The organism is Streptomyces sp. 7N604, assembly GCF_052245475.1.
In the GTDB taxonomy this organism is placed as follows: domain Bacteria; phylum Actinomycetota; class Actinomycetes; order Streptomycetales; family Streptomycetaceae; genus Streptomyces.
Map to the genome: position 1 here is coordinate 38,729 of NZ_JBQQBX010000029.1, position 16,153 is coordinate 54,881.

The 16,153-nt window shown below is 70.9% G+C and carries 17 protein-coding genes; 12 read left to right on the plus strand and 5 right to left on the minus strand.

Features of this window, described 5'->3' with window-relative positions:
* Nucleotides 1-42: 42 nt before the first annotated feature.
* The 5 genes from ACTWP8_RS28640 to ACTWP8_RS28660 are packed head-to-tail and all read right to left on the minus strand — an operon-like array spanning nucleotide 43 to nucleotide 3,239.
* Complete coding sequence (locus tag ACTWP8_RS28640; RefSeq protein ID WP_443324991.1) at nucleotides 43-1,251, minus strand: hypothetical protein; 1,209 nt, start codon at nucleotides 1,249-1,251, stop codon at nucleotides 43-45.
* A 34-nt stretch (nucleotides 1,252-1,285) separates the two neighbouring features.
* Nucleotides 1,286-2,053, minus strand: coding sequence for a hypothetical protein (locus ACTWP8_RS28645; protein ID WP_443324992.1), 768 nt, complete (start codon nucleotides 2,051-2,053; stop codon nucleotides 1,286-1,288).
* Nucleotides 2,054-2,068: 15 nt separating this feature from the next.
* Nucleotides 2,069-2,344: a hypothetical protein gene (locus tag ACTWP8_RS28650; protein ID WP_443324993.1), complete on the minus strand. Its 276-nt coding sequence runs from the start codon at nucleotides 2,342-2,344 to the stop codon at nucleotides 2,069-2,071.
* A gap of 52 nt (nucleotides 2,345-2,396) precedes the next feature.
* Nucleotides 2,397-2,657, minus strand: a complete 261-nt coding sequence (locus ACTWP8_RS28655) for a hypothetical protein (RefSeq protein ID WP_443324994.1) — start codon at nucleotides 2,655-2,657, stop codon at nucleotides 2,397-2,399.
* Nucleotides 2,658-2,675: 18 nt separating this feature from the next.
* Complete coding sequence (locus ACTWP8_RS28660) at nucleotides 2,676-3,239, minus strand: DUF6668 family protein (RefSeq protein WP_443324995.1); 564 nt, start codon at nucleotides 3,237-3,239, stop codon at nucleotides 2,676-2,678.
* Between the two features lie 185 nt (nucleotides 3,240-3,424).
* On the opposite strand from ACTWP8_RS28660, the gene ACTWP8_RS28665 reads away from it, so the two are divergent.
* The 12 genes from ACTWP8_RS28665 (at nucleotide 3,425) to ACTWP8_RS28720 (ending at nucleotide 16,025) form a co-directional block, all read left to right on the plus strand.
* Nucleotides 3,425-4,171, plus strand: coding sequence for a lytic transglycosylase domain-containing protein (locus ACTWP8_RS28665; protein WP_443324996.1), 747 nt, complete (start codon nucleotides 3,425-3,427; stop codon nucleotides 4,169-4,171).
* A gap of 58 nt (nucleotides 4,172-4,229) precedes the next feature.
* Nucleotides 4,230-5,108, plus strand: coding sequence for a hypothetical protein (locus tag ACTWP8_RS28670; protein WP_443324997.1), 879 nt, complete (start codon nucleotides 4,230-4,232; stop codon nucleotides 5,106-5,108).
* A 164-nt stretch (nucleotides 5,109-5,272) separates the two neighbouring features.
* Entirely contained in the window at nucleotides 5,273-5,872 is a 600-nt protein-coding gene (locus tag ACTWP8_RS28675; RefSeq protein ID WP_443324998.1) for a sigma-70 family RNA polymerase sigma factor, read from the plus strand.
* Nucleotides 5,873-6,024: 152 nt separating this feature from the next.
* Complete coding sequence (locus ACTWP8_RS28680; RefSeq protein WP_443325061.1) at nucleotides 6,025-9,066, plus strand: AfsR/SARP family transcriptional regulator; 3,042 nt, start codon at nucleotides 6,025-6,027, stop codon at nucleotides 9,064-9,066.
* 255 nt (nucleotides 9,067-9,321) lie between these two features.
* Complete coding sequence (locus ACTWP8_RS28685) at nucleotides 9,322-10,155, plus strand: M55 family metallopeptidase (RefSeq protein ID WP_443324999.1); 834 nt, start codon at nucleotides 9,322-9,324, stop codon at nucleotides 10,153-10,155.
* Entirely contained in the window at nucleotides 10,148-11,509 is a 1,362-nt protein-coding gene (locus ACTWP8_RS28690; RefSeq protein WP_443325000.1) for a M20/M25/M40 family metallo-hydrolase, read from the plus strand. Before ACTWP8_RS28685 ends, ACTWP8_RS28690 begins: the two co-directional genes overlap by 8 nt.
* Nucleotides 11,510-11,541: 32 nt before the next feature.
* Nucleotides 11,542-13,584, plus strand: coding sequence for a prolyl oligopeptidase family serine peptidase (locus tag ACTWP8_RS28695; RefSeq protein WP_443325001.1), 2,043 nt, complete (start codon nucleotides 11,542-11,544; stop codon nucleotides 13,582-13,584).
* 3 nt (nucleotides 13,585-13,587) lie between these two features.
* Entirely contained in the window at nucleotides 13,588-13,758 is a 171-nt protein-coding gene (locus ACTWP8_RS28700; protein ID WP_443325002.1) for a hypothetical protein, read from the plus strand.
* Complete coding sequence (locus tag ACTWP8_RS28705) at nucleotides 13,755-13,970, plus strand: sensor domain-containing protein (protein WP_443325003.1); 216 nt, start codon at nucleotides 13,755-13,757, stop codon at nucleotides 13,968-13,970. The genes ACTWP8_RS28700 and ACTWP8_RS28705 overlap by 4 nt, the downstream gene beginning before the upstream one ends.
* Before the next feature lie 223 nt (nucleotides 13,971-14,193).
* Nucleotides 14,194-15,039, plus strand: coding sequence for a 4'-phosphopantetheinyl transferase family protein (locus tag ACTWP8_RS28710; RefSeq protein WP_443325004.1), 846 nt, complete (start codon nucleotides 14,194-14,196; stop codon nucleotides 15,037-15,039).
* A 75-nt stretch (nucleotides 15,040-15,114) separates the two neighbouring features.
* Complete coding sequence (locus ACTWP8_RS28715) at nucleotides 15,115-15,741, plus strand: GNAT family N-acetyltransferase (RefSeq protein WP_443325005.1); 627 nt, start codon at nucleotides 15,115-15,117, stop codon at nucleotides 15,739-15,741.
* 89 nt (nucleotides 15,742-15,830) lie between these two features.
* Nucleotides 15,831-16,025, plus strand: a complete 195-nt coding sequence (locus tag ACTWP8_RS28720; protein WP_443325006.1) for a hypothetical protein — start codon at nucleotides 15,831-15,833, stop codon at nucleotides 16,023-16,025.
* The last annotated feature ends 128 nt before the right edge of the window (nucleotides 16,026-16,153 follow it).

A 16,153-nucleotide genomic window follows, 5' to 3' on the forward strand; every position in this document is an offset into this window, starting at 1 on the left:
CATCGCCTTTCTTCTACGGATCGTTTGGGTCGGTCGACTGGCCTACTGGTTGTGGCCCGCGTTGCCATCGGCGCCGTCGACTGCACCCGAGGCGGTCTTCCCGACTGCCTTTGCGGCCTCGGCTGCCGCAGCCAGCGCGGCACCGGCCGGTCCTGCCGCGGCCGCGGCTCGTGTCGCTCCGGCTCCGCCTGCCGCTCCGGCCCGGCCGCCGCCGGCGGCGGCTCCGGGACCCCGGGCCGGCTGGGCGCCGGTAGGCGGCGCGTCCCGCCCTCCTCCGCCCTCGGATCCCTCCGATCCCCGGCCGCCGCTGCCGCCGGCCGCCCCTGAGGCGCCCTTGGGACCGGCGGATCCGCCGCGTCCGGAGGCGCCCCCGGAGCCGCCGCCCGAGAGGGCGGAGCCACCGACCCCCTTCGCCCCGGACGCGATCGCCCCGCCGAGGGCCGACATGCCCTGCTGGTGGGCCTGGGCGCCGCCGAGCGCCGCGGTGGCGGGCACCACGAGCTTCAGCAGCGCGGGAAGCGCGACGGCCGACAGGACCATCACGCCTATGCCGGCGATCCGTTCGTGGATATCGGTGTTTCCGTTGGTCGAACTGTTGCTGATCATCGCCGAGCCGGCGTACAGGATCAGGCCGACGGCGGGTTTGTAGAGCAGCCAGGCGATCATCCAGCCGATGTGCTTGCGCCACCATCCGGCGCCCCAGTCCGTCATGGAGGCGGCGGCGGCGATCGGCAGGGTGCCCAGCAGGAGGATCATGACCCCGAGCCGGATATAGAGCAGGACCGTGTGGATGATGGCGGAGAGCAGCAGCAGGAAGGCGAGAACGATGAGCAGGAACGGCGTCATGCTGTCGGTGTCCTCGCAGCCGACCTCCTGAATCTGCGCCAGCGCCCCCTCCTTGAAAAGGTAATTTGCGTAACCGTCGGCCAATTTGGCGGCGGCAACGACGACTGTCGTCGCGGCACCGGAGACCGCGATGACGCGCAGCAGTCCCTTCACCGCGGTCATCCCCGCATCACCACGGCGGTCCATCGCCATCCTGATGGACGCGAAGATGAGCGAGCCGACGGCGAGGTAGACGACGATCCACTGGGTCTTGTCGTTGACCTTCTGCTCCGTCCCGCTCGTCCCCAGTGTGGGGATTCCCGTGACCAAGGCCCCGAGCACGGAAATCGCGGCGGCGAGGACGGCCTTGGCGACGGCCTTCACGATGGTGCCGATGGGATCGCCCAGGAACGAGAAGAAACCCACCAAGGCATCCACGAGTGGATTGCCTGTGCACATATCACACTCTCCACATGATGAATCCGCTGGCCGCTGTCGCGGAGGTCACGGATGAATACAGGGACCCGTCAGAGCCGGGCTCGACCTTCCAGTCGCCGTCGGTCCACCGCATCGACACGGTCGTCTCCATCAATCCGCCCTGCTGGCCCTTGATGAGGAGCCGCACTTTGGCGGAATCCGGTGAATACGACGCGACGGAGAATCCGGAAAAGGATCCCCCGGCGCGGGTTTTCGCATACGAGTCCGACACGGTGCCCCGCCGGGTGGAGAAAATATCCCGGGCGGTTCCCGGTACGACCTGCTGCTCCGTGATCGTGCGCCAGTCGTCCCCGCTCATCTGCACGGGGATGAGGTGCGCCGCCATGACCGCCCCCAGGGGGGTACGGGCGAAGCACCACCGCACCGGACCGTCCTTCCGCAACGGCCCGGCGGACGGCGACGCCGGCACCTTCGCGGCACCGAGCGGCTCCCACCGCACGTCCTCCGGCGCGGACTTCGGTGTCGCGTCGTCGCTGTCGTCGGTGCGGCAGCCGGCGGGCCGGCCGCCCGGCTGCTCGCCGCCGCCTGCCGTGAACGGTCCGGTCGTGGCCTGTGCGCCGCTCTGGCCGCCTGTCGTGCCGGAAGCACCGTCGCCACCGACCAGGAAGGCCACGATCGACATGATCAGGACAACCGCGAAGAACGCGGCCGAGAGTACCCAGCCGCGCTGCTTCCAGAAGGCCGGGACTTCCGTGTCGTATTCCTGCCTGCGCTGAAACATGCTGGTCATCCCCGGATCGGTTTACTAGAAGACGAACTCGATCAGCGGTCCGGCCGAGGCGACCAGAATGCAGCCGCCCAGCACCATGCCGAGGCGGCTCATGTGCTCCGAGCTCTCACCCCGCTTCAGGGATATGGCCATCATCGTTCCGGTGATCAGAACGCCCGCGACACCGGCCGCGGTACCGGCCCATGCGGCGATTCCGAGTACCACATCGACCTTTTCCTGGAGCTTGGGCGGCGCGTCTGCCTTCGGATCGGGAATCTTGGCCAGGAACTGATAAAGGGCGGCCTTGTTCATGGTTGTTCTCCCTGGTCTGTTGCTACTGCTACTGAATGAAGGTGAGTGGACGTCAGAGATCGAGCGGGCCGAGAAAGGAAACGAGCGGGCCGGCCGTCGAGGCGATGACACAGGCGCCCAGGATGAGGACCATGGCCCTGAAGTACGTTGCGCCCTCGCCCATTTCCCCTCGGCGGAGCTGGAGCGCCATCTGGGTGCCGACGATGATCACTCCCGCGACGCCCGCCGCCGAGGCACACCAGGCGAGAATGCCGAGGAGATAGCCCGCCGGGTCGCCCTCGACGCTGCCCGGGTCAAAAGCTTGATGGAGCATTCGCTGTCCATTTCACGGTCATCGTGCTTCGTTGAGGTACTCGGACACCCCGAGCAGTTCGGCGAGTTCCAGCACCTGCTTCGGCGGTTTCTCCATCCGCTTTCCGAGCCGCAGGGACGGGATCCACGGGATCCTGTGGATCTCGGCCACGGAGCGGAGCACACGGACCCGCTGGCCGAGTTTGAGCGGCAGGCGCCCCGGGGCGTCGGCGACGAGCACCACTCCCAGGAGCTCCACCCCCGGCGGGTGCTGCCGCCTGCGAAAGGAATCCAGGGCCCGGCCCACTGCCCGTAGGCCCTCGGAGTGCGTACGCCCCACCAGGAGCGTCCGACCGGGTTCGCCGAGAGCCGGGTCGGGCCAGCGGCGTCCGAGGTCCGCCCCGCCGAGCAGGGCGGTGAGTGTGCTCGCTCCGGCGCCGCCGTGTGCGTTGACCCAACTGACCGCGAGCCCACGGTGCTCGACCTGCGCCGAAGGTCCTCCGGACCGGGCGGTCATCGCGCCCTGCCTCCCGGCGGGCTGTCCCGTGGTCGGCCCGCGAACCCATGACTGCGGGCCCGCGGGCGCCGCTGCGGGAACGCTCATGCGGCTCCACCCCCCTTTCGTGATCTTTGCTGCCGACGGACCGGATTGAACTGATTCGTCACGCTTCCCGTCTCGGTCTGCGGGCTCGACGCGATCCGTCAGAGGGCCACAACGGGGGCTCGGCCCGAAAGGGTTCAACGTCCGAAGGTCCGCTTCAGGCGGGGAGATCAGGGAGTGATGTGCTCATGAGCGAGGGCGAAGGAGAGACATCCAAGGCGGTCAGGAACACCGCTGCGGCGGCGGGGACTCTCGGATGCCTGGCGTCCCCCCTCATCTTGGGCGGTGGCGTGGTCATCGTGATCATCATCGGGGGATTCGGCGTCCTGCTCGCCCCGGTCATCGCCCTGATCCTCCTGTTCGGAGGCGGCGGAGGCTCGGACGCGGCCAACCAGGATTACGGAGAGCAGGCCCAAGCGGCGTTCGAAGGCGACGGGAAGGGCGAGTTGGCGGAGGGCACCGTGCCCGACGACCTGCTGGAGCCCATCGAGGACGCCGGGGGCGTCTGCGACGCGATCGGTCCGGTGGTGATCGCCTCGCAGATCATGCACGAGTCCGGTTTCAACAAGGACCTGGTCGGCCCGGACGGCGAGGAAGGCATCTCGCAGCTCCCGCCCGAGAAGTTCGATGAATTCGGGGATGACGGTGACCCGTTCGAACCCGAGGATTCGATCGAGGCCCAAGGGGAGTACCTGTGCCGGCTGGCCGAGGATGTCCAAGGAATGATCGACGCGGGTGAGGCCGAGGGAGAGGTGCTGGATCTGACGCTCGCCGCCTACGAAGTCGGACTGGAGGCGGTACGCGCAGGCCATGGCATCGAGGGCAACACCGAGGCCCAGGCCTACGTCGCGGGCGTCAGGGCGCAGTTCGCCCGGTACCAGGGGATCGGCGGCACGCTGGATCCCACCGTCGGGCCCACCCCCACGTCAACGTAGATCAGCTGACCCCGTGACCACCGCAGAACCGCAGACCCGATGAGGAGGGACAACTCCCATGCTGAGGAGACCTGTACGTACCGGCCGGGAGCGGCACGCCGCCGACGCCGCCCCGAATCCGTCCTCCCCCTTCGAGGTGGGAGTCACCCGCTTCGACGTGGTCGTCTCCCACGACGGCTCCGCCACCGTCAACGGCGTGAGCGTCCCGGTGATGGAGGAGGAGACGGTCAGCGTCGCGATTCTCAACCTGTTGCAGGGATACGCGAGAGGCCGGGAGAACCCGGTCGAAGCGGTGGTCCTCGACGAGGCAGCGGGTTACACGGCACGCATCGAGGTCTCGCCCGACGGCTCCAGCCGACTCCTGGGGGACGCCGAGTCCGCTCCCGCCCCCGCGGAAGAAGCCGTCGAGGCCGGGACGCCCCAGCCTCGCGACGACCGGGGCCGCGAGGACGCGCTCCCCGCCGTACTGATCCCGCGTGAACTGGCAGAGCCCGTGGCGCGGGTCAACGCCGCCGTGGCCGCCGGGGAGCTGGAGCGCGCCGAGGAACTGGTCTCGCAACTGACCGAGAGCATGGTGCGCTGGCACGGGGCAGAGCACCCGTACACCCTGGAGTGCCACGAACTGGCGGCCTACATAGCCTTCCTGCGCGGCCACCACCGGCGGTCCGCGGCCATCTCTCTCGAACTCGCCGGGCTCCGCCACCGGCAGGGCGACCCCCTCGCCAGGGAGGACGTCATACGAGCCGCGTCCGCCTGGCGGCTGCTCCGCGACACCCCTGCCGCGATCGCACACGGCCGGGAGCTGGTCACCCTGCGGACCCGGCTCGCGGCCCAGGGGTGGCTGAGCGCCGCGGACGTGAAACTCCTGGACCGTGTGGAGCGCCGCCTGAATCGCCTCACCACCGCAGACACGGCGCTGAAGGCCGCAGCCCCGTGAGGTACGCCGGCCGCCTTGCCGGCCGTATATCCGGATCCCAATCATCCGTCAACGGGACGTGCAACACCGCTCGACAGACTCCCCAGATGTCGGGCCGCTCACGTCTTGTTCGGCCCAGGAGTCCTCCTCCGGTCCTTGCGGCCGGACGACCAAAGGAGCAGACCTTGCGCCGGAGCATCATGGGATCCCTCGGAACGGACAGCCCCCGGGAACAAGCGGTCCGGAGGCTGTACGACGAGCACAGGGACGCGCTGCACAACTACGTGGTGCGCCTTCTCGGCGGCGACCGGGACAAGGCCGAGGACATCGTTCAGGAGACGCTGCTGCGCTACTGGTTCAAGCACGACCAGGACGACCCCGGCAGCCTGACCCGTGCGTGGCTGTTCACGGTGGCGCGCAACCTGGTCATCGACGGGTACCGCAAGCGAGTGGCCCGTCCTCAGGAGGTGTACGGGGGCGCCTGGTTGGACGTCCTGCACGACAGCGAGTCCGACTCCCTGGACTCGCTGCTCACCTCACTGGTGGTGGAGGACGCGCTGCAGGCGCTGTCGCCCATGCACCGGGAAGTGATCTACGAGACATACTTCGCCGGCAGGACGGCGCCGGCGGCCTCGCGCAGACTCGGCATACCCATCGGCACGGTGAAGTCCCGCCTCTACTACGGCATGCGAGCCCTGCGACTGGCCCTGGAGGAACGTGGCGTCCGCAGCCCGGTACGTCAGGGGGACCGCGAGGTTGTCGCCACTCGCTCGGGTTCCCCGTAACGGCGGACGACGGGCCGCACCGGAGTCCCTCTCCAGGCAACTGCGGTGCCGTTCGGGTAAGTAACGGTTTCCTCCCGTCACTCGGCTGAATCGATGAAGCGCACAGCGCCGTCCGTATCGTCGAACGGGTGAACGGATCACAGACAGGAACTGTGCGGTACAGCGTTCTGGGCCCGGTCAGAGCATGGCGAGACGAGAAAGAGCTGACCCTTGGCCCTCCCCAGCAGCGGGGGGTGCTCGCAGCCTTGCTGCTGCGCCGCGGACGTCCGATGACGGTCGGCGAGCTGGTCGACGCGCTGTGGGGCAGCGACTCGCCGTCAGGTGCGGTATCGGTGATACGCAGCTATGTCTCGCGACTGCGCAAGGTGCTGGACCTGGACAGCGCTTCAGGTGGTGGCTCGTCCATCATGATCCCGGTGGCCGGCAGTTACGCGCTGAACCTCGGGCAGGACGCCCTGGATCTCGGCGGCTTCGAGCAGCTGGTGGCCGAAGCCGCGCAGCAGAGGACCGCCGGTGACCTCCCGCACTGCCGCTCGCTGCTGCACGCTGCTCTTGACCTCTGGCAGGGTTCGCCGCTGGCCGGGATCCCCGGTCCGCTCGCCGAGACCGAGCGTTCCCGGTTGGAAGAGCGCCGGCTCGGCGTGCTGGAGCGCCGCCTGACGGTGGATCTGCAACTGGGACTCCACCGCGAGGTCGTAGCCGAGCTGGCAGCGCTGGCGCGTGAGCACCCGCTGCGGGAAGGGCTGCATGAATCGTTGATGGTCGCGCTGTACCGGTGCGGTCGGCAGGCGGAGGCGCTCGAGGTCTACCAGAGGGCCCGGCGCACGCTGGTGGACGAGCTGGGCATTGAACCCGGTCCGGCGCTCCGGGATCTGCATGCCCGGCTGCTGGATGGCGATCCGGCGCTCGACGCACCGCACGATTCCGTTGACCAGCTGGATGCAGCGGCGGGTCCGGCCGACGCCTCAGGCGTACCTGCACTGCCGGCGGAGGCGACCACAGCGAAAGGTGGGGAGGAAGCCGGGACTGCGAAGGGCTCGCCGTCAGGGGCGCAGGAGCCCGGAGTCCCGTACGACCTCTGCCAGTTGCCGGCAACGACGGAGGGCTTCTGCGGCCGTGAGGACGAGCTGGCCGACGCGGTCCGCTACGTGGCCGAGGCCGGCAGCAGCGCTGGAGGGCCGGACGAGGCGCGCCGAGGTCCGCGCGTCCTCGCCATCTCCGGGCAGCCGGGCATCGGCAAGACCACTCTTGCGGTGGAAGCGGCGAAACGACTGCGCGAGACCTTCCCCGACGCCGTTCTTTTTCTCGAACTCCGAGGCCACGCGACACCCGTCGAGCCTGCCCAGGCGCTGGAGTGGTTACTGCGGGCACTCGGCGTGCCGGTGTCCCGGCTGCCCTCGACCGTGGAAGAGCGCTCCGCGCTGCTGCGTGCCCTGGTGCGTGGCAAGCGCGTCCTGCTCGTACTCGACAACGCGGCCGACGAGCCGCAGATCCGCCCCTTGCTGCCTGTCGACCCGACGGCGGCGGTGCTCGTGACCAGCCGCCGGATACTCGTCGGACTGACGGACGCGCGTCACGTGAGTCTCGACCAGCTGCCGCAGGGTGGCGGGCTGCAGCTGCTGAGCCGCATCGTCGGCGAGGAGCGGGTGAGCGCCGAGCCGGAAGCGGCCTCGGCAATCGTCGACCGGTGCGGGCACCTTCCCCTTGCCCTGCGCATCATCGGAAACCGGCTGGCTGTCCGTCCACGATGGAGCCTGCACCATATGGCCGGCCGCCTTGCCGACGAGGAGGACAGACTCAATGTCCTGGCCGCGGGGGACCTCGAGATCCGGGCGGCCTTCCACCTCGCCTACCGTCAACTCGCCCCCGAGGTCCGCCAGGTCTTCCGCCGGCTCTCGCTGATCGCCGGCACCGAGTTCGGCGTCCAGCTCGGCTCCGTGGTGACGGGCATACCCAAGGCGGAAGCCGAGACCGCTTTCGAAGAGCTCACCGACAGCAGTCTGCTCCACGTGGGCGGCCAGGCCGGTCGATACCGGTTGCACGACCTGCTCCGGCTGTTCGCCAGGGAACGACTGGAGGCCGAGGAGTCCCCCGACGACGTGCGCCGCATCGAGGAGCGGATGACACGCTGGTTACTGATCATGGCGACGGCGGCCGGCGTCAAACAGGACGTGGTCCTGCCCGCGGCAGACCCTTCGCCCGGGTCCGCCGGGGACAGGGCACCGCAGGAGGGCGGGAGTGACCGCGGCCTGGTCCTGGTCCGGATGGAATCGTCCGCAGCCGCGTATGTCTGGCTGGAGCGCGAGCGGGAGCACTGGCTCGCTGCCGCCCGGTCGGCTGCCGAGTTGGGGCTCCACCTGGAACTGGTGCGGTTCGCCCGCGCGATGCACTGGTACTCCGACCGGGTCCCGCGGGGCGTTCCCTGGGCCGAACTGTTCGCTTCCGGTGCCGCCTCGGCCCGGGCGCTCGGCCACGCGGACGACGAGGCTGTCCTGCTGAACTTCCTCGGCTGGGCCCAGCTGATCCCCGAGGGGGCCGCTGAAGCCGGTCTGGCGACGCACCAGCAGGCCCTGGCGCTTGCCCGCCGAATCGGAAACGTGACCGAGGAGGCCTGGGCGCTTACGTACATCGCCATATGCCTGAAGATGCTCGACCGCCCGGAAGAGGGACTGGAGTGCGCCATGCAGGGCGTGGCGTTGTTCAGCGGCCTCGACGAGCCGATGGGGAACTACACCTCGCGATCGCAGGTCGGGCAGACCTTGTGCGCCATGGAACGTTATGACGAGGCCATGGACATGTTCCAGGAGATGCTTGGGCTCACGGAGATACTGGGGCGGGTCACGGCGGAACAGTCGACACTGCTCCAGGCGTATACGAACCACCTCATGGGGCGGGCGCTCGCGGCACAGCAACGCTGGCCCGAGGCCGTCGACGCCCAGGTACGCGCGCGCAAGGGGCTCGCTACGGCTCAGGGCTATCGGTGGGTCGCGGCCCTGGTGGCATTCCACGAAGGCATGGCCCGGCAGCACTTGGGCGAGCCCGCCGCCGCAGGTTGTCTGCGCGATGCCCTGGACGAGTTCACCAACCTCGGCGACCTTGAGTGGCAGAGCCGGGCCCGCGCGGCCCTGGCAGAGCTCGCCGGCGTCGCCGGCCCCCGGTATGTGGCGTGCGCTTCAACGGCGACGCCGTCCTGATCGGACACCTGCTTCAGCAGCCCTCCCGCACGAGGGGTTCCCGGGAAGACACAGGCGGTGACGGGCCCCTGTGCCAGGGTGGGTCACACACCCACATCGACACGAGTTCCGCGGCCCATGTCTGGGCAGCGATCAAGGCGCAGCAGGAAGCGCCGAATGTCGTTGGAGATCTGCTGGATTGCGACGAAACTGATGTCGGCGACTGAGATCAGGCCTCAGGAAGGTGGGCCTGACCAGGGGAAAAGGGAGATCTTTTTGAAGATCCTCATCAGTGCGGACATGGAGGGCGCGACGGGCGTCACGTGGCCCGCCGACGTGCTCCCGGGCAGCGAGCAGTGGCAGCGCTGCCGCCATATGTTCACGTCCGATGTGAACGCGGCGATCGGCGGGTTCTTCGACGGCGGCGCGGACGAGGTGCTGGTCAACGAGGCGCACTGGACCATGCGCAATCTGCTGCTCGAACGGCTCGACGAGCGCGCGCAGATGCTCACCGGCCGGCACAAGACACTCAGCATGGTCGAGGGCGTCCAGCACGGCGACGTCGACGGCATCGCGTTCGTCGGCTATCACGCCGGCGCGGGCACGGAGGGCGTGCTGGCGCACACCTATCTCGCGAACTCCATCACCGGCGTGTGGGTGAATGGCGCGCGGGCGAGCGAGGGCCTGCTGAACTCCCTGGTGGTGGCCGAGTTCGGGGTGCCGGTGGTGCTGGTGACCGGCGACGACCGCACCTGCGCGGACGCGCAGGGGTACGCACCGGAGGCGCGCTCCGTGGCCGTGAAGGACTGCGTGTCGCGGTATGCCGCCGTGTGCCGCCCCCCGGCCCGTACGGCGGCGGACATCCGGGCGGCCGCCAAGGAGGCGGCGGTGCTCGCGGTGCGGCGCATGCCCGTGGAGGACGGGCCGTTCACGGTGGAAGTGGAGTTCGACGCCGAGCATCTGGCGGGGGCCGCCACTGTGGTGCCAGGCGTCGTCAGCAGCGGCGAGCGCCGGGTCGCGTACAGCTCGGACACCATGTACGACGGCATCCGCTGCTTCAAGGCCGTCACGACCGTCGTCTCGTCCGCCGTGGAGGAGCAGTATGGCTGAGCTGCCGGGCAGTGCGATCGACGCCCAGGCCCTGGACGAGGCGGTGCGGTTCACCTCCGAGCTGATCAGGATCGACACGACCAACCGCGGCGGCGGCGACTGCACCGAGCGGCCCGCCGCCGAGTACGTGGCGGAGCGGCTCGCCGAGGAGGGCCTGAAGCCGGTGCTGCTCGAGCGCGCCCCCGGGCGTACGAACGTGGTGGCGCGGGTCGAGGGCACGGACCCGGGTGAGGACGCGCTGCTGGTCCACGGTCATCTGGACGTCGTGCCCGCCGAACCCGCGGACTGGAGCGTGCACCCCTTCTCGGGAGAGGTCCGGGACGGCGTGGTGTGGGGCCGCGGCGCGATCGACATGAAGAACATGGACGCGATGATCCTGGCCGTCGTCCGGGCCTGGGCGCGCTCCGGGACCCGGCCGCGCCGCGACATCGTGCTGGCGTTCACCGCCGACGAGGAGGACAGCGCGGCGTACGGCTCCGGCTTTCTCGCCGACCGCCACCGGGAGCTGTTCGAGGGCTGCACGGAAGGGATCAGCGAGTCCGGGGCCTTCACCTTCCACGCCTCCGGCCTGCGGCTCTACCCGATCGGGGCCGGCGAGCGGGGCACGGGCTGGCTCAGGCTGACGGCGCACGGCAGAGCGGGCCACGGGTCCAAGGTCAACCGTGCCAACGCGGTGAGCAGGCTGGCCGCCGCGGTCGCCCGGATCGGCGAGCACGAGTGGCCGGTCCGGCTCACCCCGACCGTACGGGCCGCGCTGGCCGAACTCGCCGAGCTGCACGGCATCGAGGCGGACCTCTCCGCAGCCGGCCCCGGCGACCTGGCGCGCGAGGTCGACGCGCTGATCGCGGGGCTGGGGCCTGCGGGCAAGCTCGTCGAGCCCACCGTGCGCAACAGCGCGAACCCGACGATGCTGGACGCCGGTTACAAGGTCAACGTGATCCCCGGCAGCGCTACGGCCTTCGTCGACGGCCGCATCCTCCCGGGCGGCGAGGAGGAGTTCCGGGCGACGCTCGACCGGCTCACGGGGCCGGACGTGGACTGGGAGTTCCACCACAGGGAGGTACCGCTGCAGGCGCCCGTCGACTCGCCCGCGTTCCGGGCCATGCGCGAGGCCGTCGAGCTGTTCGACCCCGGGAGCAAGGCCGTGCCGTACTGCATAGCGGGCGGCACGGACGCCAAGCAGTTCTCCCGGCTCGGCATCACCGGCTACGGCTTCTCGCCGCTGAAGCTCCCCGAGGGGTTCGACTACGGAGCGCTCTTCCACGGGGTCGACGAGCGGGTCCCGGTCGAGGCACTCCACTTCGGCGTGCGAGTGCTCGATCACTTCCTCAAGAACAGCGGCACATCGCACTGAAGAACAGCAGCACATCGCAGGAGGCATGACGCATGGTGTCCACGGCCCCGTACGGCGCCTGGAAGTCGCCCATCGGCGCGGCCCTGGCCGCCTCCCACGACGGGAGGCCGGAGTTCGTGGGTGCGGTCGGGGAGGAGGTGTGGTGGACCGGGCCGAGGCCCTCCGAGGGCGGACGGAGAGCGCTGGTCCGGCGTCGCGCCAACGGCACCGAGCAGTCGCTGCTGCCCGCGCCCTGGAACGTCCGCAGCAGGGTCATCGAGTACGGCGGGCAGCCGTGGGCCGCGGTGCCCCGGGCGGAGGGCGGCCCGATCGCCGTCTTCGTGAACTTCGCCGACCAGCGGCTGTACGTGTTCGAGCCGGACGCCGGGCCGGGCGCCGGGGCGGACGCCGGGCCGGGCGCCGGGCCTCCCGGCGCGCACGGTGCTGCGGAGCCGCGGCCGCTCACACCCCTCTCGGCGCTCGGCGGCGGGCTGCGCTGGGCCGATCCGCGGATCGACCTCGAGCGGGGCGAAGTGTGGTGCGTGCTGGAGGAGTTCACCGGCGAGACGCCCACCGACGTACGCCGGGTCATCGTGGCCGTCCCGCTCGACGGGTCGGCGGCGGAGGACCGCACCGCAGTCCGTGAGCTGACCGACGAACGGAACCGTTTCGTCACAGCACCGAAGCTGTCCCCGGACGGGCGGCGGGCGGCCTGGATCGCCTGGGACCACCCCGGGATGCCGTGGGACGGGACGGTGGTGAATCTCGCGGATGTCACGCAGGACGGCAGGCTCACGCGCGTCCGCCCGGTCGTCGGCGGCGCCGTCGAGTCCATCGCCCAGGCCGAGTGGACGCCCGACGGAGAACTGCTCGTCGCGAGCGACCGCAGCGGCTGGTGGAACCTCTACCGCATCCCCCTCGAGGGCGGACGGGCCACCGCCCTGTGCCCGCGGGCCGAGGAGTTCGGCGGACCGCTGTGGCGGATCGGCTCCCGCTGGTTCGCCCCGCTGCCCACCGGCCTGATCGCCGTCGTGCACGGCCGCGGCACCACGGCGCTGGGCGTCCTCGACCCCGAGACCGGTGAACTCACCGACGCGGCGGGGCCGTGGACGGCATGGGCGCCGAGCCTGGCCGTGCAGGGCTCCCGGGTCGTCGGGGTCGCCGCCAGCCCCCGGAGCGGGTACGAGGTGGTGGAGCTCGACACCGCCGCGGGCCGCACCCGCGTGATCGGCGCGGAGCATGTCCATCCGGTCGACCCGGCGTACTACCCCGAGCCGCATATACGGACCTTCAGCGGTCCAGGCGGCCGGAAGGTCCACGCCCACATCTACCCTCCGCACAGCCCGGACCACACCGCCCCGGCGGGCGAGCTTCCGCCGTACGTGGTGTGGGCGCACGGCGGGCCGACGGACCACGCACCGCTCGTACTCGACCTGGAGATCGCCTACTTCACCTCCCGCGGCATCGGCGTGGCGGAGGTCAACTACGGCGGCTCGACGGGATACGGGCGGGAGTACCGCAACCGACTGCGCGAGCAGTGGGGTGTGGTGGACGTCGAGGACTGCGCGGCCGTCGCCGGGGTGCTGGCCGAGGAAGGCACGGCGGACCCCGCGCGGCTGGCCATCCGCGGCGCCAGCGCGGGCGGCTGGACGGCGGCGGCCTCCCTCGCCACCACGGATGTCTACGCCTGCGGCACGGTCATCTACCCCGTCCTGGATCCGCTGAGCTGGGCCGCGGAAGACGGCACGCACGACTTCGAGTCGCGCTATCTCGAGAGCCTGATCGGCTCGCCGTCCGAAGTGCCGGGCCGCTACCGCCACCGCTCGCCGCTGCGTCACGCCGACCGGATCACGGCGTCCTTCCTGCTCCTTCAGGGGCTGGACGACGTGATCTGCCCGCCCTCGCAGTGCGAGCGGTTCGTCGCGGAGATGGCCGGACGCGGCGTCCCGCACGCGTACGTCACCTTCGAGGGGGAGGGCCACGGGTTCCGCAGGGCGGAGACGATGATCCGGGCTCTGGAGGCCGAACTCTCCCTCTACGCCCGGACCTTCGGCATCGACGCGCCGGACGTACCGACGCTGGAGCTCACCAAGTGACGTATGGGTGACCGGCGCGACTGGAGAGGTCGGCTGCGACCGGCTGCGGCCCGGGATCCGGGGGCGGCAGAGGCGGTCGGCACGCTGCTGTACGCGGTCATCGCGCTGCCGTTCGCGCTGGCCGGGGCCGTACTGGTCCCGGCCGGGCTGCTGGTCGGGGCGCGCTGTCGGTGACCCCGCTCGGGCCCTGGCTGATAGCGGCGACCCTGCGCGGCGCCCTCGGGCTCGCGGCCGCTCACCGCGGCCTCGTCCGCGGCCTGTTGGGCGAGCGCGTCGAGCCGCCCGTACCGCGTACGCAGCCCGGCCTGTTCGGCTGGCGGCGCGCCGTGCTCGGCGACCCGGCCTCTGGCGGGCGGTCGGGGCGCTCGTCGCAGCGGCGGCACTGAGCCGCGTCGCCGCAGGTGGCACCGCCCTCGACCCCGACGTGGTCACCCAACTGCTCGGCGCGGGCCGCGTTCCGCCACGGCCGTACGTCACCGATCACCGGTACGGTCATCAATCAGCACCGGGAATCACGCATCGCGCATCACACAGCACGAATGGCCACATGGACTGACCGCACCCGCCCCTGACTGTAATCACGGCGCAACACCCCCAGGAGGACGACCGATGACCGCCGTTGGCAGCCCGTTCGACGGACCGGCCGTCGGGTGCACACCCGTGCCGCACCGGTACGGGGCAGACCCCCTGCCCGCACCGTGGGCGGGTGGGGCGCTGCGCCTGTGGGTGGCAGGCGTGTCCGCGCACGCGGAGCGCGCCGCTGCCGAGGAGCACCTGCTGGACGAGGGGGAGCGGGCGCGGGCGGCGGCGTTCGTGCGCCCGGTGGACCGCGACCGGTACCGGGTCGCGCATGTGGCGCTGCGGCGGCTGCTCGCCGCGTATCTCTGCCTCGCCCCGGCAGCCGTGGAGTTCGTACGGGAGCCGTGCCCGGGCTGCGGCGGCCCGCACGGCCGCCCCGCCCTGCGCGGCGCGCCGCTGCACTTCTCCCTCTCCCACTCCGGGGACCTCGTGCTGCTCGCCTTCGCGGACACCGCTGTCGGCATCGACGTCGAGAAGGTGCCGCCCGCGAGGACGGCGACCGAAGTCGCCACCACTCTGCACCCGGCCGAGCGCGCCGAACTCACCGCCCTGCCGGACGCCGAACGTCCGGCGGCCTTCGCCCGCTGCTGGACCCGCAAGGAGGCCTACCTCAAGGGCACCGGTACGGGCCTCGCCGAGGACCCGTCCATCACCCTTGTCGGGGCGGGTCCTGAACCGGTGCAGCCGCCCGGCTGGACCCTCGCCGATGTGCCCCTGCCAACCTCACGCGACCTGCCCGTAATGCCTGCGGATCGGCCCGAAGACCTCGTGGATCGGCACGAGTACGCGGCAGCCTGCGCCGTACGCCTCAGCCCGACCGCTGCGGTCGCGCCTGCGGATCCCCTCGTCCGTAGGGAGCAACCGCCGTCCCCGTAGGGAGCGGGCCCGCGGGCGGGAGCGTTCCGATCCGCTCGCCGTGCGTCCCGCGCCCCCGATTCGTACGATGGGCCGGTGCCGTTCGACGCCGTCCATCTCGCAGCAGGGCCTCGCGTGGCCATCCGGCACATCGAGCGGGCAGACCAGGAGGAGTTCACCGCACGGGTGCGGGAGAGCGCCGGGCTGCATCACCCGTGGGTGTTTCTGCCATCCACCGCCGAGGAGTTCGAGCGGTGGTCCGCCAAGTTCCGCACCCCCGGCGCCGAGGGCTATGCGGTCTGCGAGCGGGACACCGGGCGGATCGTGGCGGGCATCGCGATCAACAACATCGTCCGGGGCGGCTTCCAGTGCGGTGCTGTGGGCTACGGGGTCTTCGCGCACGCGGCCGGGCGCGGCTACATGACCGAGGGTCTCGGGCTCGTCGTGCGGTACGCGTTCGGGCGGCTCGGCCTGCACCGGCTGGAGGCGAACATCCAGCCGGGCAACGAGGCGTCACGGAAACTCGTGCAGCGGCTCGGCTTCCGGCTCGAGGGCTACTCGCCGGACTTCCTGTTCATCGCGGGCGCCTGGCGGGACCACGAACGCTGGGCCATCACGGCCGAGATGACAGTTGATCAGCCCAGCGGCCGCACGGGCCCGCCGACCGACGCGGCCAACGGGAACGATGCCGACGACTCCGCCGGTCGGCGCACGCCGTCCTGAGAAGACGGCCGGGGCCCGCTCCTCCCCTCGCCCGAAAACCCAACCCTGACCAGAAGCGGGCCTGGTCAGCGGGGCCACGAGCGTGTTCCATGGTCATCGGGGGCGCCGGCCAAGCCCAGCGGCCGCGAACTCCTCTACGCAACCCGGTCTTCCAGCCCGCGTCCTTCGCCCTCAACGGCGCCTGGTTCTCCGGCGGCATCGAGTGGAACATCGGCGCGACGGGTCACACCACGCTCTCCGTAGCGGGCTCTCCTCGAGGCCTCGGCGCCGACCGCCGACCGTGACTACCACCTGGGGGTCGCCCAGTGGCACGCGGGCGACCGCTCGCAGGCCGTGCGCAGCTGGGAGCGTTCGCTGCGCAGCCGGGGCGCGGACTCCGGGGCCCCTGGGTGCTGCGCTGCCTGGCGGTCGC